Consider the following 22,484-nt stretch of genomic DNA (forward strand, 5'->3'; position numbering starts at 1 on the left):
GCCAAAAGAAAATGGCAAAAATGAAATAGAGAAGAGATTACAAATTCTTAACAGTCAAACAGTCAGAACAGGAGGAAAATGGTATGAGTAATTACAAATTCGAGACACTTCAGTTACACGTAGGTCAGGAACAGCCGGATCCGGCAACAGACGCAAGAGCGGTTCCGATTTACCAGACAACATCTTATGTATTCAGAAATTCACAGCATGCAGCAGACAGATTCGGACTTGCTGATGCGGGAAACATTTACGGAAGACTTACAAATTCCACACAGGATGTTCTTGAGAAGAGAATTGCAGCTCTTGAAGGTGGAAGCGCAGCACTTGCAGTTGCATCCGGAGCAGCAGCAATAACCTATACTATAGAAGCTCTTGCTGCTAATGGCGGACACATAGTTGCACAGAAGACAATCTACGGTGGAAGCTACAATTTACTGGCTCATACACTTCCTCAGTACGGTGTTACAACAACCTTTGTTGATGCTCATAATCTTCAGGAGGTTGAGGGAGCAATCAAAGAAAATACAAGAGCCATCTATCTTGAGACACTTGGTAATCCCAACAGTGATATCCCGGATATTGATGCAATCGCAGAAATCGCTCATAAGCACGGACTTCCGCTTGTAATTGATAACACCTTCGGAACACCATATCTTATCAGACCTATCGAGCACGGTGCTGACATTGTTGTTCATTCAGCAACAAAGTTCATAGGCGGACATGGAACAACTCTTGGAGGAATCATTGTTGAATCAGGAAAATTTAACTGGAAGGAGAGTGGCAACTATCCTCAGATAGCAGCTCCTAATCCGAGCTACCACGGTGTATCCTTCTATGACGCAGTTGGACCTGCTGCATTTGTTACTTATATAAGAGCAATTCTTCTCAGAGATACAGGCGCAACAATTTCTCCGTTTAATGCATTCCTTCTTCTTCAGGGAGTTGAAACACTGTCCCTTAGATTGGACAGACATGCTGAGAACACAAAGAAGGTTGTGGAATTCCTTTCAAAGCATCCTCAGGTTGAGAAGGTTAATCATCCTTCACTTTCTGATCATCCGGATCATGCACTTTATGAGAAGTATTTCCCTAATGGCGGAGCTTCAATCTTCACATTTGAGATCAAGGGCGGAAGAGAAGCAGCATGGAAGTTTATCGATAACCTGGAAATCTTTTCACTGCTTGCAAACGTTGCGGATGTAAAGAGCCTTGTTATTCATCCCGCTACAACAACTCATTCACAGCTTAATGATGAGGAGCTTGCAGATCAGGGAATCACACAGAGCACGATAAGACTTTCAATCGGCACGGAGCATATCGATGATATTATTGCAGATCTTGAAAAGGGCTTTGCAGCAGCTAAATAAAGGAAAGTAAATATAGCTACAAAAGAGGAGAGTGAAAGTTTGAAACAGAGAGGTAGCGGATAGGAATAAAGTTTAGGGCATGATAAATAAACCACCTGGAGGTAGTCGAAAAATTAAATATTTGGGGCAAAGATCTACGATGTCACTTCTGCAAGATCATCTTTGATGATAAAACCTCTGGACTTCAATAGATTAAGAGCCTGAGCAGTTGTAAGAGTTTTCTTTTCTTCAACGGACTTCTGAATAAAATAACCATCAGGAGTATAGGGCTTAAGATCTGTGAGTATGTGCCAGATAGCGGTCAGGAGCATACGACAGATTGCAATGATGGCTTTCTTGTGACCACGATGTGATTTGATACGGCGATAACGTTCTGTAATTTCGGGATGCTTCTTGGATTTGATCAAAGCATTTGCAACTTGCACCAATACAGGTTTAAGATAAATACCAGCACGGGAAATCCTAGTGGATTTGATTTTGAAATTGCTTTGGTCATTGCGTGGACAGCATCCAGCCCAGGAAACAAGGTGCTTGTCTGTGGGGAAGACAGACATATCGCCACCTATTTCTGAAAGTATCTGTATTGCCGTGAATGGATTTTTATCCAACCCCGGAACTGTACGAATTAGGGCAAGAGCATCGTTGTAAGGATCAGAAACACGAAAGATTTCCCGTTCTATTTCATTCTTGTGTTTCTCTAACTCATCTATGTGATCCAGACATTGACGAAGCTTGATTGCTTGCTCCTTACAGATAGCGCCATCAACGGCAGCCTGGATTTCCTCAATTGGATGCTTACATCGCCTGTCAACAAAAGGAGTAACATCGAAACATTCCCCGGGATGCTTAAGAATATATTCAGTTATGGATCTGGAAGATTTGCCAAAAACATCAGTGAACACTTCATCAAGCTTAAGATTTGATACTGTGAGACAATTAAGGGCACGATTCTTTTCGCCTGTGATCATACAGATAAGCTTGAAACGGTATCTCACAAGATCTCTAAGATGACGAATGTCAGCTGGCGGAATGAAGGAAGGCTTGATCATGTCACACATAAATAAGTCACATATCCATTTTGCATCCTTACGATCGGTTTTATTACCTTTTTGGGGCTTTGTATATTTGGGATGGGCAAGTACGACATTACAAGACTTTTCAAGGATATTAAAAACGGGTATCCAGTACTTGCCAGTAGATTCCATGCAGACATCAACACAATGATACTTGGCCAGCCATTCAGCAAGTTCACGCAGTCCTCTTGAGAAGGACGAGAACCTTTTTTCAAAATACTCAGTGCGGCCATTTGCATCGGTAATACCAATGCATGCATAGATCCAGGTTTTGTGGACATCAAGCCCACAGCAGTTCTTTCGAAAGATTTTAAATGCCAATAGATAACCTCCTGTCACATTTTATAGTTGTAAAGCTGACAGTGACTGGTCATCCGGCGAAATCGAGACAACTTCGGAAGAGATAAGTTTACGGGCTACGGTATGCGCCATTCGTTGATGCCTTTACAGATGACCGACAACATATAATCATGCGAGGTGGCCGCTATACCGCCCCGCCACTCACCTCCACGTGTTCTGTAGTATGTCAGCCTTACGAATAAAGAATATAACAGGAAACTTTAAAATAGAAAACAGGGAAAGACGCTGGGTTTCATAACCCCGTTGGTGTCTTTCGCAGAAAGACAGTTAATAATTATGAAAAAGAATCTACTTACAAAAATCGGAACACTTGTCGCAGCAACAGCACTTATAGGGGGAACTATTGCAGGCTGCGGTTCAGCTAAGGCTGAAACAACAATTACTGATGAAGATACAGCAAAGGCTGAAACAGCTGAGGCTGCAGATTCATCAGCAGATGCCAATGATGAAGCAGAAACAGATACTGTTTACAGAACACTTGATGAAATCAAGGAGAGCGGAACAATCAATATCGGCGTTTTTTCAGATAAGAGCCCATTTGGCTATGTTGATGAGAACGGTGAATATGCAGGTTATGACGTATATTTTGCAGAGAAGATCGGAGAGGATCTTGGTGTTAAGATCAATTACGTATCTACAGAGGCTGCAAACAGAATTGAATATCTGCAGACAGGTAAGGTAGATATTATTCTTGCTAACTTTACAGTTACCGAAGAGAGAGCAGAAGAAGTTGATTTCGCACTTCCTTATATGAATGTTGCACTTGGTGTTGTTTCACCATCTGACAAGGTTGTAGAGAGTCTTGATTCTGTAGAAGCTGATGATCAGATTATCGTTATTTCAGGAACAACAGCAGAGACCTACCTTGAGAAGAATTATCCTGACATAAAGCTCCAGAAATATGATGCTTATGCTGAAGCAAAGACAGCTTTCGAAAATGGAAACGGTGCGGCATGGGCAAACGATAACACAGAGGTTATTGCCTTCTCACTTGAGAACGAGGGCTATACTGTAGGTATTCCTTCCCTTGGTGATGCTGATACAATCGCACCTGCCGTAACAAAGGGCAATGAGTCACTTCTTACATGGCTTAACGATGAGATCGAAACTATCGGCGCTGACAACTTCTTCCATAAGGATTATGAAGCTACTCTTCTTGATACCTATGGAGCAGACTATGAAAACACTCTTGTAGTTGAGGGTGGTAAGGTTCAGTAATTATGAATTTAGATGTGCTTAAATCATATATACCGTTATATAACGAAGCACTACTCCTGACTGTTAAGATAGGTTTGCTTGGCATCCTGACAGCCTTCGCCATTGGGCTGTCAGGGGCAGCAGCCACCTACTTCAGGGTTCCGGTTATAAACAGTATTTTGAAAGTATATATAGAAATCTTCAGAAACACTCCGCTACTGGTTCAGCTTTTTTTCATTTACTTTGCATTACCAAAGCTTGGAATCAGGATATCAGCGGAGCTTTGTGGCATTATTGGGCTGGGGCTTATAGGCGGAGCATACATGATAGAAACCATGAGGAGCGGCCTTGAATCAATTGCAAAGGTACAGAGCGAAAGCGCTCTGTCTCTCGGAATGACGGATGGTCAGGTATTTTTACATATAATTTTGCCACAGGCCTTTTCGGTAAGCATTCCCGGAATTATGGCAAATGTTATCTTCCTTCTTAAGGAAACTTCTGTTTTTTCAACCATAAGTCTAATGGATCTTATGTTTACGGCAAAGGATTTAATAGGAATGTATGCAAAGACAATAGAGTGTCTGTTTTTACTTGTTGTTTATTACCTGATAATGCTTCTTCCTGTTTCGATTCTGGGATCAATAATCGAGAGGAGGGTGCGCTATGCAGAGTTTGGGGATTGACGTACTTTTTAAAGGCACCAATATGATAAGACTTCTAAAGGGACTCTGGGTATCGGTGGAAATAAGCCTGATATCGGTTGCAATAAGTATTGCACTTGGTCTCGTGGTAGGAGTCTTAATGACATCCAAAAACAGAATTCTTAAGATTTTGCTTAGGATATATCTTGAGATAGTCAGGATCATGCCCCAGATGGTACTTTTATTTATTGTATATTTTGGGACAACAAGAGTTTTCGGGATGAATATTTCCGCTGAGTTTTCCGCAATCATTGTTTTTGTGTTTTGGGGAACAGCGGAGATGGGTGATCTTGTAAGAGGATCAATAAAAAGCATACCGAAAATTCAGTATGATTCTGCGTATGCACTTGGACTTAATAAATTCCAGGTACATTTCTTTATTATTTTTCCACAGACAATAAGAAGACTTATTCCTCTTTCCATAAACCTGGTTACCAGAATGGTAAAGACAACATCACTTGTGATGATGATAGGAATAGTCGAGGTATTGAAGGTTGCACAGCAGATAATCGAAGCTAACAGAAAGGCATCACCTAATGCCGCCTTTGGTGTATTCGCAGTTGTATTTCTTCTTTATTTCCTTGTTTGCTGGCCGATTAGCAGATTTGCAGTTAAACTTGAAAAAAGGTGGGCGTAAGATGAGTGAGCTCGTTAAAGTTAAACATTTACATAAAGAATTCGGTAATAATGTGGTCCTTAAGGATATAAATCTCTCGGTGAAAAAAGGAGAGGTTATGGTTATAATAGGACCTTCAGGCTGCGGAAAAAGTACCTTCTTAAGGTGCCTCAACGGTCTTGAAGACATTCAGGGAGGAGTCGTGACCGTAGATGGTCTTCCGGTTGAACCGAATAAAAAGGATATCAGTAATATCAGACAGAAAATTGGAATGGTGTTTCAGTCTTATGAACTTTTTCCGCATAAGACAGTTCTTGAAAATGCAATCCTTGCGCCTGTGCTTGTGCAAAAAAGAATAAAGGATGATGTCATAAGAGAAGCGCTTGAACTGCTTGATAAGGTAGGACTTGCTGATAAAAAGGATTACTATCCAAGGCAGTTATCAGGAGGACAAAAGCAGAGAGTAGCTATAGTGAGAGCACTTCTGATGCACCCCGATGTGCTGCTGTTTGATGAAGTTACTGCAGCGCTGGATCCCGAGATGGTGCATGAAGTACTGCAGACCATGCTTGAGCTGGCTAAGGGCGGGTCAACCATGATAATTGTTACGCATGAGATGGCCTTTGCAAAAGCGGTCGCTGACAGGATAGTATTCTTTGATCAGGGTGAGATTGTTGAGGAGAGCAGGGAAGTTAAGAAGTTCTTTGACGAGCCGGAGACAGAGAGGGCGAAGAGATTCTTGAAGACCTTTGCGTATGAGTAAGAGCCCCTCATCCGGCGCTTCGCGCCACCTTCCCCCCGAAGAGGGGAAGGCAGAAGAAAGTTTTGTCTAGTGAGAAGTACCGGATGAGGAGTAAATAAAAAAGCCTTCCCCTCTCGGGGGGAAGGCAGAAGAAAGTTTTGTCTAGTGAGAAGTACCGGATGAGGAGTAAATAAAAAAGCCTTCCCCTCTCGGGGGAAGGTGGCGCGAAGCGCCGGATGAGGGACGTTCGAAGCGCCGCTAAGGGGCAACCTACTGCACCAAATCACTCAGTTTCTTCCCAAAAAAGAAATCCTTCTCCAGCTTCTGAAACTCCTTCCACATGGAGAGAGTTCTGCAGGTTTCCTTTTTAGGACATTCCTCAGCATCCGGAAGAAGGCAGGCAATCGGTGCTATAGGGCCTTCCATGATCTCTATTATCTCACCGACGGTGTATTCCTCGGGAGCTCTTGTCAAAGCATACCCACCATGTTTCCCGCTTGCCCCGGAGATGAGCTTTGCTTTAACCAGTTCTTTCGCTATTATCTCAAGATATTTTTTTGAGACTCCGAGTCTATCAGCTGTATCTTTAAGAGGAACGAGTTCACCGGGAGTCTGTTCTGCAATATCTATCATTATTCTAAGAGCATATCTTCCTTTTGTTGAAAACATAATTCTCCTTCTCTATATTTAACAAAATTTATAGATTCCTGTTTTATCCACAGAAATTTCTACTTTTTATAAGCAAGAAGTCATATCTGACAGAATGCTGTCAGATGCTCTTTTAGAGCTAACACCTACTATTTTATAGGTTAAAACAGAAAACTACAATGTAGTTTTTATAATTTCACAATACTTCAGAATTGTTTTAGACAGATACTAAAATTCGGAAAATAGGATAATTTTGCAAGGAAAAACATATTAAATTCACCCATTGACATGGTTGGTAAATGCTGATATATTCGTGGAAATGTTTTGTCAGATATAAACATTCGTTTATAGAGATAGAGGAGGGAAGTATGTCTAAGGTATTCAAAGGAATTCTTGATCTGGTCGGAAACACACCACTGCTTGAGGTGGTCAATATAGAAAAGGAGCTTGATCTTAAAGCTACCGTTCTTGTAAAACTTGAGTATTTTAATCCGGCAGGCAGCGTAAAAGACCGTATTGCAAAGGCAATGATAGAGGATGCGGAGGAAAGTGGTAAGTTAAAGCCGGGAGCTACTATCATCGAGCCCACAAGCGGAAATACGGGGATAGGACTTGCTGCCGTTGCTGCTTCAAAGGGATATAAGGTTATCCTTACAATGCCTGAAACTATGAGTGTTGAAAGAAGGAGTATTCTAAAAAACTACGGGGCTGAGATAGTTCTTACAGATGGAGCAAAGGGAATGAAGGGAGCAATCGAGAAAGCAGATGAGCTTTCAAAGGATATACCAGGAAGTTACATACCGGGCCAGTTTGTAAATCCTTCAAATCCTGCAATTCATAAGAAGACCACGGGTCCCGAAATCTGGAATGACACAGATGGCAAGGTGGACATATTTATTGCAGGTGTAGGAACCATAACAGGAACCGGAGAATTCTTAAAGGAACAGAATCCCAATATTAAGGTTGTTGCATTGGAGCCTGAGGACTCACCGGTTCTTTCTGAAGGAAAGGCAGGCCCTCATAAGATACAGGGGATAGGAGCAGGTTTTGTTCCTGAAGTTCTAAATACAACGGTATTTGATGAAGTTTTCAAGGCACCTAATAAAGAATCTTTTGAAACAGCTAAGCTCTTATCGATAAAGGAAGGTATCTCTGTGGGAATATAAATGACGGAGAGCCTGTACAGAACGTTCCAAGAAGCATCAAGGAAGAGGGGCACGAAATCCTGGAACTTGATGATAATCAGGATGGTACATTTGAACTGTACATTAAAAAGGTAGGCGATTAAAAGGACTTCCTGCACGTAAAAGAAAAATGCGTGCAGGAATTTTTTTACCTTATAAGAAATTACTCCGACAATAAGTAAAGGTTATTTCTACCGATAATCATTACTTAATTTTGCTAACAGTATTGTAGTGGTAATATCTTCTTAAATAAAACAAAAGCACATGTAACTTGCCACTATGTGTGCATATTCCTATACTTTGGCGTAACCTCCATTCGGTTTGAAAACGCCTGTGAGTATAGCAGATATGTATTTCGGATTTCATTTGTCCGGAATACATAACAATGAAACAATCCGGTTACAAATCTCCTTCCGGAAATACAGATTGCTCCGAAGCATATATGCTTTCGGAGCAATTCGCATAATTGGGTTTCATGTATGTGTAACGATAGCGGTAACAGACCGGTGTGAGCGGGATGAAAAAAGTTTACAGATGAGGAGAAAAGTATGAGCAGGTACGATTTTGATACAGTTATTGACAGGAAAAACACATCATCTTTGAAATATGATTTTGGCCCTGAGAGAAAAAACAGGGATGATCTTCTTCCTTTATGGGTTGCGGATATGGATTTTAAACTGCCGGATGAAATAATTGAGGATATTGAAAAGAGAGTGAAGCATGGTATTTTTGGCTACACAGATCCTAAGGAAGATTATTATGCTGCAGTCAGGAACTGGTTTTTAAAACGTCATGGCATAACCGTTAAGGATGAATGGAACACAATAACTCCAGGAGTAGTATATGCCATAGCAACTGCAATAAGGGCACTTACAGAGGAAGGAGATGCGGTACTTATACAGCAGCCGGTCTATTATCCTTTTACCGAGATGATAAAGCTTAACAACAGAAGGGCTGTCAATAATCAGCTAATATATAGGGATGGCTACTATGAAATAGATTTTAACGATTTCGAAAACAAGATCATATCGGAAAAGGTAAAGCTTTTTTTGCTGTGCAGTCCTCATAATCCTGTAGGCAGGGTGTGGACAAAGGAGGAGCTTATTAAGATTGCTGATATCTGCGAAAGAAACGGAGTGTATGTTTTTGCGGATGAGATTCATGCGGATTTTGTTTATAAAGGCTTTAAGCATATATCTTATCTGACACTTGGAGAGAAATACACTAAAAAGCTGATAGTCGGAACATCACCCAGCAAGACCTTCAATATAGCAGGATTACAGATTGCCAATATACTTATTCCCGATGAAAACACGAGAAAAGCTTTCAGGGTAGCAAATGAGGCAGCAGGCTATAGCCAGTGCAGTGCACTTGGGCTTACGGCAACAATATCAGCATACACCAAGGGAGGCGGGTGGCTGGATGAACTATTGGACTATCTTGAGGGGAATGTCTTTTTTATTAAAAATTATCTGGAGGAAAAAATACCGGAGGTCAGACTTATTCAGCCCGAGGGAACGTATCTTTTGTGGCTCGATTTTAGCCGGATAGCGGATCATCATAAAGACCTTGAAAAGATAATAGTTGATAAGGCTCATCTGTGGCTTGATCCGGGAATAATCTTCGGAAGAGAGACTAATCTGTTTGAAAGAATAAATATCGCAGCGCCTAGAAAAATCTTAGAAAAGGCAATGGATCAGCTATACGATGCTATCAGTAATAATGATAGCGAACGATAAGTTTTACTGAATTGTTCTTAAGGGGGCTGTAAGGTAATATTTTCATAATTTATCACGATGAATAGGGAAAACAAGGTATCCCTTAAGTCGTCAGGTGGGAGAGAAAAATATGGCAAAGGTTGAAACAGAAAAATGCACACCGGAAGAAGTCTGGAAGAAGATTCAGAAACAGGTTGAAAGCCTGAAATACGGAACTGTAACAATTACTGTTCATGATGGGAAGATTACACAGATTGAGACAAGTTCTAAGCTCAGATTTTAATACAAAAAAGAAGTTTATACAGACGGGGCGATTAGCATGAAAAAAATTACGTAATGCCCGGGGAGGAGGTAATAGATATGGCTTGCGGTGGTTGCAATAAATGTACTGATGTCAACTGCAGTATAGAGACAAAGTGTCAGCAGCTTGACAGAAATATTTTGGATAAGTGGGGGGCAATCAGTTTTCCCATATATCAGACGGCGACATTTGCACATCCGGGACTTGGAGACAGCACCGGTTATGACTATACCAGGATGCAGAATCCTACGAGACAGCAGCTTGAATCAATCGTTGCTTATCTTGAGAACGGAAAGGACGCAATTGCCTTTGCCAGCGGAATGGCCGCTATAGCAACTATAATGGAGCTATTTAGTCCCGGGGATCATTTTATTATTGATGAGGACCTTTATGGTGGAAGTATCAGGCTCTTTAATGAGATTAGTTTAAAAAATGGTCTGGAATACACAGCTGTCAGTCTGAGTAAAGAAGATATAAGACCTTATATCAGGGAAAACACTAAGGCTGTTTACCTTGAGACGCCCACAAATCCCATGATGAATGTGACGGATATTTTAAAGCTTTCCGAGGTTACGAAGGAAAAGGGATTACTTCTTATAGTTGATAACACCTTTTTATCACCTTATTTTCAAAATCCTTTAAATCTTGGTGCTGATATAGTCATTCATTCAGGAACAAAATTCCTCGGTGGACATCATGACACTATAGGTGGTTTTGTGGTGGTAAAGGATGAAGCTTTGGACGAGAGGCTTAGATTCATCTATAAGACGACGGGGGCGGGATTATCACCCTTTGACAGCTGGCTCATCCTTAGAGGAATCAGAACCCTTGCGGTAAGGCTGGACAGAGCACAGGAAAATGCTTTAAAGCTCGCAAGATATTTAAAGACAAATAAGCATGTGACAAGGGTTATTTATCCGGGGCTTCCGGAACATCCCGGATACGAGATTATGAAAAAACAGGCAAGAGGCTTTGGAGCAATGCTTACCTTTGAAGTAGACAGTCCTGAATTTGCTCATTCTATATTGAATAATGTCCAGCTTATCTATTTTGCAGAGAGCCTTGGTGGAACAGAGACACTTATCACATATCCAATAACACAGACTCATGCGGATGTTCCCAAAGACCTTCTTTTGAAAAATGGAATAAACGACAGGGTTTTACGACTCTCTGTAGGAATTGAGGGAATAACGGACCTTATTTGTGAATTTAACAGAGTCTTTGCTATAGCTGAAAAAGAAGCCGGGGAACAGTGATAAGAAAAGCTGATGGCAGGAATAAGTAGTGTTTATATCAGGCGATAAGGTTTGTTTAATTTCACAAACGGGAAAGGCATGGTATAAATAACTTAGTTCAAAACAAACGGAAAACAAAAGACACAATATAAAATATATACGGAGGAGACAGTCATGGCAGATATAAAAGAAAGCGCATTGGAGCTTATTGGAGGAACACCCATACTTAAACTTAACGGCTACAGCAAGGCAGCAGGAGTTACAGAGGCAACTCTTCTTGCAAAGCTCGAATATTTAAATCCCGCAGGATCGGTTAAGGACAGAGTAGCACTTAGCATGATCGAGGATGCTGAGAAGAAAGGAAAGCTCAAACCCGGAGCTACGATCATTGAACCTACCAGCGGAAATACAGGAATCGGACTTGCAGCAGTTGCAGCTGCAAAGGGATACAAAGCAATACTTACACTTCCTGATACAATGAGTGTTGAGAGAAGAAATCTCTTGAAGGCTTACGGCGCTCAGATCGTACTTACGGAAGGCGCAAAGGGTATGAAGGGTGCAATTGCAAAGGCAGAGGAGCTTGAAAAGGAAATTGAAGGATCAATCATCCTTGGACAGTTTGAAAATCCGGCAAATCCGGAGGTTCACAGAAAAACCACAGGACCTGAAATCTGGAAACAGACAGACGGTAAAGTAGACATCTTTGTTGCAGGTGTTGGTACAGGCGGAACAGTTACAGGTGTGGGTGAGTTCTTAAAGGAGCTTAATCCCGATGTTAAGATTGTAGCAGTAGAGCCTGCAAGCAGCCCGGTTCTCTCACAGGGAACAGCAGGCGCACACAAGATTCAGGGAATCGGAGCAGGCTTTGTTCCTGAAACACTCAATACCAAGATTTATGATGAAGTTATTCCGATAGAGAATGATGACGCTTTTGCAGAAGGTAAGAAGTTTGCGGTTTCAGAGGGAATTCTTGTAGGAATATCATCAGGTGCAGCACTTAAGGCAGCAACAATACTTGCAAAGAGAGAAGAGAATAAGGGCAAGAATATAGTTGTTCTTCTTCCCGATTCAGGTGACAGATACCTTTCAACAGCGCTTTTCGCAGATTAACAGTACTCGGCAAAAAAATCGAATAAAGCTGACTGGACAACCGGAGGCTTACGTATACTTCATTCCATTCGTGGGGTATACGCCAGCTTCCTTTTTTATACGCAAAAATAAGGTTTTTTCACAGTAAACAAGGTTACATACATCAAAATAGAGGTTTTAAAACATGGCTACAGACGAACATATAATTTTAAAGGAACATCCGTGCTTTGGACCATGCAAAAAGAATAAAGGAAGGATTCATCTGCCGGTGGCTCCCGGATGCAATATTGAGTGCCGGTTTTGCGATAGAAAGATAAATGAAGATGAGCAAAGACCGGGGGTTACAAGTGCAGTACTTGAACCTGAGGAGGCAGCAGGCTTTGTGGAACTGGCAATTGAGAAATGCCCGGAAATTACGGTAGTTGGAATTGCAGGGCCGGGTGACACTTTGGCGACAGACAGAGCACTTAAAACATTCAGACTTTTAAGAGGAAAATTTCCAAAGCTGATAAGGTGCATGAGTACCAATGGACTTCTTCTCGATGAAAAGGCAGAGGAAGTTGCCGAACTGATAGATACCTTAACGGTGACGGTGAATGCGGTAGATCCTGAGATACAGGCACAGATAAATAACAAGATCATCTATCACGGAAAAATTTATACAGGAATTGAAGCAGCAAAGATACTTATAAGAAATCAATTAAGTGGCATCAGAAAAGTTGCAAAGGCAGGAACTCTTGTAAAAGTAAATACAGTTTTGGTGCCCGGGATAAACGATAAGCATATAGAAGAGGTTGCAGCTACGGTAAAGGCAGCGGGAGCGTCAATCTACAATATAATCCCGCTTATTCCGCAGAATGATATGAAGGACATAGCTGCACCGACCTGCGAGGAGCTTCACAGGGCGAGACAGGAAGCAGAGCTTTACATAAATGTTTTCAGACACTGTCAGCACTGCAGGGCAGACGCTGTTGGAGTTCCGGGTGTTTACGACATCGGAGCAAAGCTTTATCAGGGAAGATTAAGTGTAAAGGAGACGTTTTCTCATGGCTGATGAAAAGTTCAAGGTTGCGGTGGCAACGTCTGATGGAATAAATGTTGATTCTCACTTTGGTCATGTGACCGAATTCACCATATATGATGTGGATGTAAATTCCGGTGAGGGGGAGCCGGCAGAATCAAGGGAAATAAGTGTTGCGGGCTGCAGCGACGGAAGCTGCGGAGAAGTAGGAACCTTTGACAGGATTGCCGAAAGGCTTTCCGATGTGGAATACGTGCTTGCAGCAAAAATCGGTCCTCGTGCGGTAATGGCACTTGGAAGAGCAAACATAATCGCTATAGATGCAGTTATTCCCATAGACAAAGCACTGTCCAAATTAAAGGACTACAGAGATAAGAAAAAGCAGAAGGAAGAACGGGCAAGGAGAATATTATCCGAAAACGGGATAGTAGATAAATAAAAAGGAAAAGAAGAGGAGAAAAATTATGGCATTAACACATGAAGAAATTGAAAACTATCTTAAGAGTACAAAGAGAATTCTTTTGTCAACGGTGACAGAAGACAATCAGGCAGATGTAAGAATCCTAGGTGCTATCGCGACAGACGGTGTAAAGACTTATTTTTCCACACAGTCAAATGCAAGAAAGGTTGCCCAGATTGAGAAAAACGATAACGTTGCAATCTATTTTGAAGCACCCGGACAGGAATTTCCGAATTATGTAAATGCAACTGTGTATGGCAAGGCAAGGAAGGTTACCTGTGAAAAAGGAATTGAAAAGGCAGCAGCACTCATAAAAGAAAAACTCCCTAAATTCGAGCTTACTGAGGACAAGAGTATTTTTGTCGTTGAACCAAAACAGATAAAAATCTTTAATTCCTCAGCTGAACTGGCACAGGACAAGGTTCAGATAGTTGAATTTTAATCATTTGTTTAGATATGAAGTGTTTGATTTAAACGCTGACAGATGAAAGGAGAATAGAAATAATGAGTGATTTTATAGAGCGCTCCAAATTTTCATGTGCCCTGGGAGGTGCGCTTTCAACTATAGCAGCTATTCCGAAGGCTGTTCCCATCGTTCATGCATCAGGCGGATGTGCTGCGGCTTTGTCCGGAACCTATAACCTGTCCGCAGGTTACAGAGGTGTCGGATATTGCGGAGGGAATATGATCCCTACATCTAATATCTCACAGAGCCATATAGTATTCGGTGGTGAGAGTAAGCTGGAGGGACAGATTGAGGGAACACTTAAATATATAAAGGGCGATCTATATCTGGTTGTAACCGGTTGTCAGACGGAAATGATAGGTGACGATGCGGTTGGAATAGCTGACAGATATCGTGATCAGAATGTTATAGGTATAAACACGCCGGGATTTTTAGGAAATACTCTCAGAGGATATGATGCAGTACTAAGTGCACTTGTTAAGAATTTTATTGAGAAAAAAGAAGAGAAGGCTCCAAAGACAATAAACCTTCTCGGTATCGTACCCGGCCATGATGTTTTTTATCGTGGAAACATTGGGCATTTAAAGAATCTTCTGGAAAAGATAGGAGTTAAGGCAAATACCTTTTTCGGAGACGGAGAATCGGTAGAGAAGATAAAAAACTATGGGGATGCTTCACTTAGCGTGGTTGTTTCCGAAACAGCGGGACAGATTACTGCAAAGGCATTTGAAACTGTTCACAAAATACCGTACATAACTACCGAATTACCGATAGGCCCCAAAGCTTCAGAAAGATTCCTTCGTCTTATCGGAGAAAAGCTTGGAATAGATACAGCTGTCATCGACAAGGTGGTTGAAGAAGAGACAAAGTATTTCTATTCATACTTCGAAAGAATTGTAGATGTTGCTTCGGATCTTGATTTCCAGAGATATGTGGTTGCCATCACCGACAGCTACTATGCGTATCCGCTAGTGGATTTCGTATCTGAAGAGCTTGGATGGATACCACATTTCGTAGCGGTAAACGATCTTCAGGATAAGAGTAAACAGGAGGCGTACACAAAGAAATTTGAGAACCTTACATCACAGACAAAGCCTTCAGTGATATACGAAGATAAATTCAGTTATGTGAAAAAGAAGCTTCGTGCGAGCTGGCCTTATAACAATAACCAAAAATATTATGATTCACTGGGCCCCCTTTACATAATCGGAAGTGTGGTTGAACGTAATTTGGCAGCAGATTACGGCGCAGGATTTTTAACCGTAGCATTCCCTGTTAGTAACAGAGCAGTACTTAATAAAGGCTATGCCGGATTCAGGGGTGCATTATCACTTGTTGAAGACTTACTTACGAATCTGGTTGCATCACGATAGGAAGGTGGGATGAGAAAATGCCAAAATTATTGAATGAGAATCTTAAATACAATTTTTTAGCAGCTGATGAACCACCTGTAAGAGATGAGCGTGTAGGCGGTTGTACAGCATATTGCGGTTCCTGTGCAGGACTTAAGGGGGATTTTAAAAGCGGATGTGCGCAGGCACAAAACAGAAAGTTTTCACAGAGTGGCGGGTGTCAGCTTGGACTTGCACTCGGAATAATCAACTCCCTGACAAGGGCAATAACAATAGTTCATTCACCACTTGGCTGCTGCTCGGGACTTGCAGGTATGGCAGGCGTAAGAAGCACAAGCAGAGCATCGAGAGGACTCGTGGTTGAGGAACAGCCCTGGATCCATACAAATATGGATGAACTGGATGTAGTAAACGGCGGCGTTGAAAAGCTTAAGAAAGCCATTTTATATGCTGAAGAGGAATATCATCCCGAGGTAATTGCAATAGTAAACGGATGTGTTCCCGGAATTATAGGCGATGATATTGATGCTGTAGTAAGAGAACTGGAGTCACAGATTTCCGCAAGACTTGTTCCGATCCACTGTGAAGGCTTTAAGAGCCGTTTTGTTTCATCAGGCTATGATGCAGCAAATCACGGTATTTTGAAATATCTCATCCGTGATCCTAAGGAATATCCGCAGCTTACCGAAGAGGCACAGATAAAATACGACTTTGCAAAGAAATATCGTACAAGCAGAACAGTAAACATCTTCAACGTAGGCTCAAACAGTAATGGAGATGAGGTTGAACTTTCAAGACTTGTAAGTGCACTTGGGCTTATCCCGAGAGTCGTGCCTTTAAATGCAACGGTTGATGATCTTGATCATCTGGGAGAAGCAGCGCTGAATGTCAGCATATGTGCAACTCATGACGATTATCTTCTTGGTCATTTGAAGGAGCGCTACGGAACGCCCTACATTCTGGATGTACTTCCCATTGGAATAAATTGCACCAATACATGGATCAGGAAAATCGCAGCCCACTTTCATCTTGAGGCTGAGGCAGAGAGGCTTATAGAGCAGGAGAACAGAGAACTGAAGGAGGCAATTGCTCCTTTTGTGGAAGTCCTTAAGGGCAAGAAGATATTTGTAGGAGGCGGTGAGACACGTATTCTCACAACAGCGGATTTTTACAGAAGCATAGGAATGGAGCTTGTGGGAATAAAGGCACATAACCTTGACCGATTTGTTGAAAATCTTCTTAGCGATATCAAAGATCCAAATCTTACGGTAGAGGTAGCGGCAGGACAGCCCGCTGAAGAGCTTAATACATTAACCAGATTAAAGCCTGATATTTATATAGGGCATGCAGGTGCGAACGGCTGGGTTTCAAAGATAGGTATTCCTAACATTCCACTGTTTGGAGCACCAATAAACTACATGGGATATTCCGGAGCGTTTGAGCTTGCAAGGAGAGCAGCAAGAGCACTTAAGAATACAAACTTTTCTAAGAACATTGGCAAATATGTGGGACATCCGCTGACTGAAACCTGGATGAATCTTGATCCTAACGACAACATCATTCAGGGCGACAGATTCTAATGAAGACGAGAAAGGAAGAGCAAAATGGCATTAAAGATAGTTGATAATCTTACACAGCTCGTCGGAGAGACTCCCATTTTGAGACCACGCAAGATTGAAAAGCTTGCAGGACTCTCCGAGGAAACGAAGCTGCTTCTTAAACTTGAATATTTTAATCCCTTAAGCAGTGTAAAGGACAGGATTGCACTTGCAATGATCGAGGACGCTGAAGAAAGGGAAATCCTCAAGGAGGACTCTGTCATTATAGAGCCAACCAGCGGAAATACAGGTGTTGGACTTGCATTTGTGGCAGCTGCAAAGGGCTATAAAATTCTTATCACCATGCCAGAGAGCATGAGTCTGGAGAGAAGAACACTTCTTAGTGCACTGGGTGCTGAACTTGTTCTTACACCCGCTGCTCTTGGAATGAAGGGAGCTATCAGAAAAGCAGAGGAACTTGAGGTCCAGATCCCCGGAGGTGTTATCCTTCAGCAGTTCAATAACCCTGCAAATCCCAAGGCACATCACACAACAACGGGCGAGGAAATATGGGAAGCCACAGAGGGAAAGGTTGATGTAATCGTAGCCGGAGTCGGCACTGGAGGCACAATTACAGGTGTTGCAAAATACCTTAAGGAACAGAACCCCGATATTCATGTTGTGGCAGTTGAGCCATATGGTTCACCTGTACTTTCAGGAGGTGTACCAGGTCCGCATGGTATTCAGGGAATCGGAGCAGGCTTTGTACCAAAGGTATTTGATTTCAATCTGATAGATGAGATTTTCAAGGTAAAGGATGAGCAGGCATTTGATACATCCAGAACTCTTGCAAGAGAAGAGGGGCTTCTTGTAGGAATATCCTCAGGTGCGGCAGCCTATGCTGCAGCCCAGGTTGCAAAGAGGAAACAGTTTGAAGGAAAAACTGTTGTAGCTGTTTTACCTGATACAGGTGAAAGATATTTGTCCACAAAACTTTGGACAGACTTGCCGGTTGAAAAGAGCAGATACTGGTACAGCATTAAATAGAATTGGTAATCCCTTATAACGAAAGAGTAACAGACCGACATGAGTCGGATATAGATGAGGAGAATGAAAAAATGGCAGAAAAACAGATCAGACAAATCGCAATATACGGGAAAGGAGGTATCGGAAAATCCACTACTACACAGAACCTGACAGCAGGACTGACAGAGCTTGGAAAAAACGTATTTGTGGTAGGGTGCGACCCTAAGGCAGATTCAACCAGACTGTTACTTGGAGGGCTGCATCAGAAGACTACTCTGGACACTCTTCGTGAAAAGGGAGAAAACGTAGAGCTTGATGACATAATGAAGATCGGCTTTAGAGGAACCAAGTGTGTGGAGTCAGGCGGACCTGAGCCGGGTGTAGGCTGCGCAGGACGAGGTATCATTACTGCGGTAGGTCTTTTGGAACAGCTTGGAGCTTTTACGGAAGAACTTGATTATGTTTTTTATGACGTACTTGGAGACGTTGTATGTGGCGGATTTGCCATGCCCATACGTGAAGGTAAGGCAAAGGAAATTTACATTGTAGCAAGTGGGGAGATGATGTCTCTTTATGCGGCAAATAATATTTCAAAAGGTATCCAGAAATATGCGCAGAAGGGTGGAGTAAGACTTGGCGGTATCATATGCAACAGCCGTCGCGTAGACAGAGAGGAAGACCTCTTACGTGCTTTCGCCAAGGAGCTTAATACGCAGCTTATCTATTTTGTTCCCAGAGACAATATTGTACAGCACGCAGAGATAAGAAGAAAGACAGTAATTGAATATAAACCGGATGCTGCTCAGGCAGATGAGTACAGAGGACTTGCAAAGGCAATCGATGAGAACACCATGTTTACAATTCCGACACCGATGTCTCAGGAGCGTCTTGAAGAAATACTTGTTGAATACGGTCTTATGGATGATCTTAAGGACGACTACAGAATCTAAGAATAAGTTGTGAGTTAAGAAAGGAGGGAGCCTATGAAATCTAAGTTCAGAACAGTGTTCCCCATATTGGGCGTACTACTTGCATTGAGCGTAAATATCATAATTCCAAATCATAAAAAATTAAAATACGCGGAATTGCCACATTACAGATACTTCCTATGGATAGCGCTGGCAGTGGTGATCCTCCTGGCAATTTTGGCTTTATTTAATGAGAGAGTGAGGGAAAGGTATTCCTATCGGGGGTATTTCATATGCGGGGTATTTGCATTTTTGAACATATTGGATCTGGTAACCGCAAAGTTTCTGATCCTACCACAGTTGTATTTCCCAAGCATAGCAAGAATATTTAATGTTTATTTCGAAGATAAGGAGCTCCTCCTCCAATGTCTTGAAAGTTCTTTTTTACTGTTGGTCAAAGGAATAATAATCGGATTTATTCTTGGTATGATCTGTGGAATTACGGTGGGGTGGAGTAAAGATGCAAATTACTGGATTTACCCCCTGATCCGCATACTTGGACCGATTCCATCATCAACCTGGACACCGCTTGCGCTGGTTGTATTTCCGTCAGCTCAGGGAGCTGCGGTTTTTCTGATAGCATTCGGTGTCTGGTTCCAGATAACAATCCTTACCTGCTCAGGTATTCAGAGTGTAAAAAAAGCTTACTTTGAAGTATCTTCAACACTCGGTGCTAGTAATCTGCAGAATCTTTTTAAGATCGCGGTTCCTGCAGCATCACCATCGATTTTCCTTGGCTTTTTCAATGCCACATGTTCCTCCTTTGTGGCACTTATGGCAGCTGAGATGATCGGATGCAAATCGGGTCTTGGCTGGTACGTAAACTGGCAAAAGACCATGCTCTCTTACCCTAATGTCTATGCGGGACTTATAGTTGTAGCAATTTTCTGTTACATCCTTGTTACCATTCAGTTCAAGGTAAGAGACAAATTATTATCATGGCAGGAGGGTGTTGTCAAATGGTAGAAACAGGAAGCACCGGTGCAATATCGGCAAGGAATGTGCGAAAAGAATTTATCGATCCGAACGGAGAGACGGTTATTGCGCTTGAGAAAGTGGACGTAGATATAAAGCCGGGGGAATTTATATGCCTGATAGGACCTTCCGGTTGCGGAAAATCAACGTTCTTAAGGCTTGTTGCAGGACTTATTGAGCCTACGGAGGGAGCCTTATTCCTTGATGGAGATGAGATTACAAAACCGGGATATGAGAGAGGACTTGTTTTCCAGGATCCTACTCTTTTTCCCTGGTTGAACATATATGAGAATGTGGCTTTTGGATTAAAGACACGACACATTTTTAAAGAAAAGAAAGATGATGTAGAGGAATTTATTAAGCTGGTAAAGCTGGAAGGGTTTGAAAAAGCTCTTCCGCATCATTTATCAGGTGGTATGGCACAAAGGGCGGGACTCGCAAGGGCTCTTGTAAATCATCCTAAGGTACTTCTTCTTGATGAACCCTTTGGAGCTCTTGATGCTTTTACAAGAATGAATATGCAGGATGAACTTTTGCGTATCTGGAAAGAGCGGGGAACGACGATGATCATGGTTACACATGACGTTGATGAGGCTGTTTATTTAAGTGACCGCATTTTTGTAATGACACCGAGACCGGCAAAAATCGAGTCAATTGTGGATGTGGAAATAGGGAGAAATGAGACCCTTGGCCGTAAACGTGACAGCGTGGATTTCCTTAATCTAAGGTCAAAAATATTGCAGATTCTGGATTATACCGGAAAAGCTGCAGAGATTGAGTATGTGATTTAAAAAGAGGAGAAATATTATGAAGAAAAGATTTGTTGCATTAATATTGGCAACTGTTTTTGCACTATCTGTCCTTTCTGGCTGCGGAAGCGGAGCTTTAAAAGAAACTGGGGGTGTTGTGACAGAAAATATCGAAGATGAATCTGAACCAAAGGCACCGGATATAGTTGATGAGGATTTTGACCTTGATGCTGCTTTTGCAAAAGAAACAGGAGTAGGTGATCCCATAAGAATAGTAAGTACCTTTGAAGGTACCTGCCAGGTTCAGACACAGATAGCATATCTGCTTGGCTTTTATGAACAGGAAGGTCTTGTAGAAGGTGTTGATTATGACTTTGTGGATGCAGGTGGAGAAACGGGAGCGGTTCTACTGTCAACCGATCAGGCAGACGTGGCTATAGGACTTATTTCAGGTATGCTACAGCCACTTGATAACGGTCTTGAAGCTAAGGCAATCGCCGGACTACATACCGGCTGTGTGACAATTGTAACTCTTAAGGACAGCGGAATAGAGTCCACTAAGGATCTTGCAGGAAAGACAATCGGAGTTACGGCACTTTCAAGTTCACAGCATATAGCAGCGCTTCGTGCACTTAACTATGAGGGCTTTTCAGGAGATGATGTGGAATTTGTTGTCTATGACAAGGATTCAATTGAGCAGGCACTTTTAAACGGAGCAGTTGATGCTATCGGACTCGGAGATTATAAGGCTGCTATCCTTGCAAGGGATGAAGGAGCAAAGGTTATATTTGATACTTCAAATGATGAGAGACTTAAGGATGAAAACTGCTGTGTACTTTTTGCCAGCAGCGCATCCATAGAGAGAAAGCCTGCAACACTTGCAAAGCTTGTTACCGCAATCCAGAAGGCTTCTGTATGGATCGCGAACAATCCGGAACTTTCCGCGCAGATTCAGGTAGCTCAGGGATATACAGTGGGTGATGTAAATGTAAATACCGATCTTTTAAAGACATATCAGTATCCTACTTCGCTTAGCTCTTTGAAGGAAGCTATTTACAGAAACTTTGATGATGCACAGGTTTTAGGACTGCTCAAAGAGGATACGGACAAGGCTGCTCTTATACAGACAAGCTACCTGTTCCTTCCGGGAATTAAAGACGGACTTGATATAACAGAAATCGATCCGCCAAAGGATCCTCAGCAGTTTTTAACTGCAAAGGAATAATTTTTAGTGACATGAATGAGGAGAATAGGTTATGAAAAACAGAATTATATCAGGAATTACATTTATTATACTTGGACTTTTAATTGCAGTTGGACCGCAGTCAATATTTGCGGTGTGTGGTCCCATGGAGGACGGTAAGTTTATGAAATGTCACTGGACAGCACAGGCTGAACTGGGAATAGGTCTTGCAATTGTGTTTTTGGCAGCCGGGATTCTTTTCTTTAAATCAGAACAGATTCGTGCGGGATTAAGCATAGCGGCCTTTGCGCTTTCAATCGTTTCAGTTCTTGTCCCCACAAAGCTTATCGGAGTATGTGGTGGTGAACATATGCAGTGTCATTCACTTACAAAACCGGTACTTATCATTCTTGGCATTGCAGGTGCGGTTTTTGCTCTTGCAAATACATTTTTCCTCTTAAAAAACAAGGAGAAAGTACAGGTAGTTCAAGAATTAAGAAAAGGAGCTTAATTCC

At 42.0% G+C, this 22,484-nt stretch carries 23 protein-coding genes and 1 pseudogene; 22 read left to right on the top strand and 2 right to left on the bottom strand.

Features of this window, described 5'->3' with window-relative positions; genetic code table 11:
• Positions 1 to 83 precede the first annotated feature (83 nt).
• Positions 84 to 1,367 (top strand): O-acetylhomoserine aminocarboxypropyltransferase/cysteine synthase family protein, encoded by a 1,284-nt coding sequence (locus BV60_RS0105935; protein ID WP_029320215.1) that lies wholly within the window; start codon positions 84 to 86, stop codon positions 1,365 to 1,367.
• Positions 1,368 to 1,501: 134 nt separating this feature from the next.
• Here BV60_RS0105935 and BV60_RS0105940 read toward each other — a convergent pair whose 3' ends face one another.
• On the bottom strand, positions 1,502 to 2,761 hold the full coding sequence (locus BV60_RS0105940; RefSeq protein WP_026509922.1) for an IS110 family transposase: 1,260 nt from the start codon (positions 2,759 to 2,761) through the stop codon (positions 1,502 to 1,504).
• A gap of 315 nt (positions 2,762 to 3,076) precedes the next feature.
• On the opposite strand from BV60_RS0105940, the gene BV60_RS0105945 reads away from it, so the two are divergent.
• Genes BV60_RS0105945 through BV60_RS0105960 form a run of 4 tightly spaced genes read left to right on the top strand, consistent with a single transcriptional unit; the run spans position 3,077 to position 6,077 of the window.
• The gene (locus tag BV60_RS0105945; protein ID WP_029320216.1) at positions 3,077 to 4,018 is read left to right on the top strand and encodes a transporter substrate-binding domain-containing protein; all 942 of its coding nucleotides are present in this window, start codon (positions 3,077 to 3,079) and stop codon (positions 4,016 to 4,018) included.
• A gap of 2 nt (positions 4,019 to 4,020) precedes the next feature.
• Positions 4,021 to 4,680 carry an amino acid ABC transporter permease gene (locus tag BV60_RS0105950; RefSeq protein WP_029320218.1) on the top strand — a complete coding sequence of 220 codons (660 nt, stop codon included), beginning with the start codon at positions 4,021 to 4,023 and terminating at the stop codon, positions 4,678 to 4,680.
• Positions 4,661 to 5,335 carry an amino acid ABC transporter permease gene (locus tag BV60_RS0105955; RefSeq protein WP_029320220.1) on the top strand — a complete coding sequence of 225 codons (675 nt, stop codon included), beginning with the start codon at positions 4,661 to 4,663 and terminating at the stop codon, positions 5,333 to 5,335. The genes BV60_RS0105950 and BV60_RS0105955 overlap by 20 nt, the downstream gene beginning before the upstream one ends.
• A 1-nt stretch (position 5,336) precedes the next feature.
• Entirely contained in the window at positions 5,337 to 6,077 is a 741-nt protein-coding gene (locus tag BV60_RS0105960) for an amino acid ABC transporter ATP-binding protein (protein WP_029320221.1), read from the top strand.
• Between the two features lie 249 nt (positions 6,078 to 6,326).
• On the opposite strand, the gene BV60_RS0105965 is transcribed toward BV60_RS0105960, so the two are convergent.
• On the bottom strand, positions 6,327 to 6,725 hold the full coding sequence (locus BV60_RS0105965; RefSeq protein ID WP_029320222.1) for an RrF2 family transcriptional regulator: 399 nt from the start codon (positions 6,723 to 6,725) through the stop codon (positions 6,327 to 6,329).
• 347 nt (positions 6,726 to 7,072) lie between these two features.
• Here BV60_RS0105965 and cysK (BV60_RS0105970) point away from each other — a divergent pair, with 347 nt between their 5' ends.
• The 17 genes and pseudogenes from cysK (BV60_RS0105970) to BV60_RS0106045 all read left to right on the top strand — a co-directional run bounded on the left by cysK (BV60_RS0105970) (position 7,073) and on the right by BV60_RS0106045 (position 22,480).
• On the top strand, positions 7,073 to 7,870 hold the full coding sequence (cysK, locus tag BV60_RS0105970) for a cysteine synthase A (protein WP_029320223.1): 798 nt from the start codon (positions 7,073 to 7,075) through the stop codon (positions 7,868 to 7,870).
• Positions 7,837 to 7,992, top strand: a pseudogene (locus BV60_RS24370) (sulfurtransferase TusA family protein); the annotation flags it as partial. The gene cysK (BV60_RS0105970) and the pseudogene BV60_RS24370, both read left to right, overlap by 34 nt.
• A 444-nt stretch (positions 7,993 to 8,436) precedes the next feature.
• Positions 8,437 to 9,627, top strand: coding sequence for a MalY/PatB family protein (locus tag BV60_RS0105975; protein WP_029320224.1), 1,191 nt, complete (start codon positions 8,437 to 8,439; stop codon positions 9,625 to 9,627).
• Between the two features lie 109 nt (positions 9,628 to 9,736).
• Positions 9,737 to 9,889 carry a YezD family protein gene (locus BV60_RS22675; RefSeq protein WP_081846598.1) on the top strand — a complete coding sequence of 51 codons (153 nt, stop codon included), beginning with the start codon at positions 9,737 to 9,739 and terminating at the stop codon, positions 9,887 to 9,889.
• A gap of 77 nt (positions 9,890 to 9,966) precedes the next feature.
• Positions 9,967 to 11,163: a trans-sulfuration enzyme family protein gene (locus tag BV60_RS0105985; protein ID WP_081846599.1), complete on the top strand. Its 1,197-nt coding sequence runs from the start codon at positions 9,967 to 9,969 to the stop codon at positions 11,161 to 11,163.
• A 153-nt stretch (positions 11,164 to 11,316) separates the two neighbouring features.
• Positions 11,317 to 12,252, top strand: a complete 936-nt coding sequence (gene cysK, locus BV60_RS0105990) for a cysteine synthase A (protein WP_029320227.1) — start codon at positions 11,317 to 11,319, stop codon at positions 12,250 to 12,252.
• A gap of 163 nt (positions 12,253 to 12,415) precedes the next feature.
• A complete protein-coding gene (locus tag BV60_RS0105995) occupies positions 12,416 to 13,285 on the top strand; it encodes a radical SAM protein (RefSeq protein WP_029320229.1) in 870 nt (289 codons plus the stop codon).
• Positions 13,278 to 13,691 carry a NifB/NifX family molybdenum-iron cluster-binding protein gene (locus tag BV60_RS0106000; RefSeq protein WP_029320230.1) on the top strand — a complete coding sequence of 138 codons (414 nt, stop codon included), beginning with the start codon at positions 13,278 to 13,280 and terminating at the stop codon, positions 13,689 to 13,691. The genes BV60_RS0105995 and BV60_RS0106000 overlap by 8 nt, the downstream gene beginning before the upstream one ends.
• Positions 13,692 to 13,716: 25 nt before the next feature.
• Positions 13,717 to 14,154 (top strand): pyridoxamine 5'-phosphate oxidase family protein, encoded by a 438-nt coding sequence (locus BV60_RS0106005; RefSeq protein WP_029320231.1) that lies wholly within the window; start codon positions 13,717 to 13,719, stop codon positions 14,152 to 14,154.
• Between the two features lie 62 nt (positions 14,155 to 14,216).
• Positions 14,217 to 15,551 carry a nitrogenase component 1 gene (locus BV60_RS0106010; RefSeq protein WP_029320233.1) on the top strand — a complete coding sequence of 445 codons (1,335 nt, stop codon included), beginning with the start codon at positions 14,217 to 14,219 and terminating at the stop codon, positions 15,549 to 15,551.
• Between the two features lie 17 nt (positions 15,552 to 15,568).
• Positions 15,569 to 17,110: a nitrogenase component 1 gene (locus BV60_RS0106015; protein WP_029320235.1), complete on the top strand. Its 1,542-nt coding sequence runs from the start codon at positions 15,569 to 15,571 to the stop codon at positions 17,108 to 17,110.
• 24 nt (positions 17,111 to 17,134) lie between these two features.
• The gene (cysK, locus tag BV60_RS0106020; protein ID WP_029320237.1) at positions 17,135 to 18,115 is read left to right on the top strand and encodes a cysteine synthase A; all 981 of its coding nucleotides are present in this window, start codon (positions 17,135 to 17,137) and stop codon (positions 18,113 to 18,115) included.
• A gap of 71 nt (positions 18,116 to 18,186) precedes the next feature.
• Positions 18,187 to 19,044 (top strand): nitrogenase iron protein, encoded by an 858-nt coding sequence (gene nifH, locus BV60_RS0106025; RefSeq protein WP_029320239.1) that lies wholly within the window; start codon positions 18,187 to 18,189, stop codon positions 19,042 to 19,044.
• Between the two features lie 33 nt (positions 19,045 to 19,077).
• Positions 19,078 to 20,028 carry an ABC transporter permease gene (locus BV60_RS0106030; RefSeq protein ID WP_029320241.1) on the top strand — a complete coding sequence of 317 codons (951 nt, stop codon included), beginning with the start codon at positions 19,078 to 19,080 and terminating at the stop codon, positions 20,026 to 20,028.
• On the top strand, positions 20,022 to 20,828 hold the full coding sequence (locus tag BV60_RS0106035; protein ID WP_029320243.1) for an ABC transporter ATP-binding protein: 807 nt from the start codon (positions 20,022 to 20,024) through the stop codon (positions 20,826 to 20,828). The genes BV60_RS0106030 and BV60_RS0106035 overlap by 7 nt, the downstream gene beginning before the upstream one ends.
• A 16-nt stretch (positions 20,829 to 20,844) precedes the next feature.
• Positions 20,845 to 22,011, top strand: a complete 1,167-nt coding sequence (locus tag BV60_RS0106040) for an ABC transporter substrate-binding protein (RefSeq protein ID WP_029320244.1) — start codon at positions 20,845 to 20,847, stop codon at positions 22,009 to 22,011.
• A gap of 31 nt (positions 22,012 to 22,042) precedes the next feature.
• Positions 22,043 to 22,480 (top strand): DUF4418 family protein, encoded by a 438-nt coding sequence (locus BV60_RS0106045; RefSeq protein WP_051656543.1) that lies wholly within the window; start codon positions 22,043 to 22,045, stop codon positions 22,478 to 22,480.
• The last annotated feature ends 4 nt before the right edge of the window (positions 22,481 to 22,484 follow it).

It is taken from the genome of Butyrivibrio sp. AE3004 (genome assembly GCF_000703165.1).
In the GTDB taxonomy this organism is placed as follows: Bacteria; Bacillota; Clostridia; order Lachnospirales; family Lachnospiraceae; genus Butyrivibrio.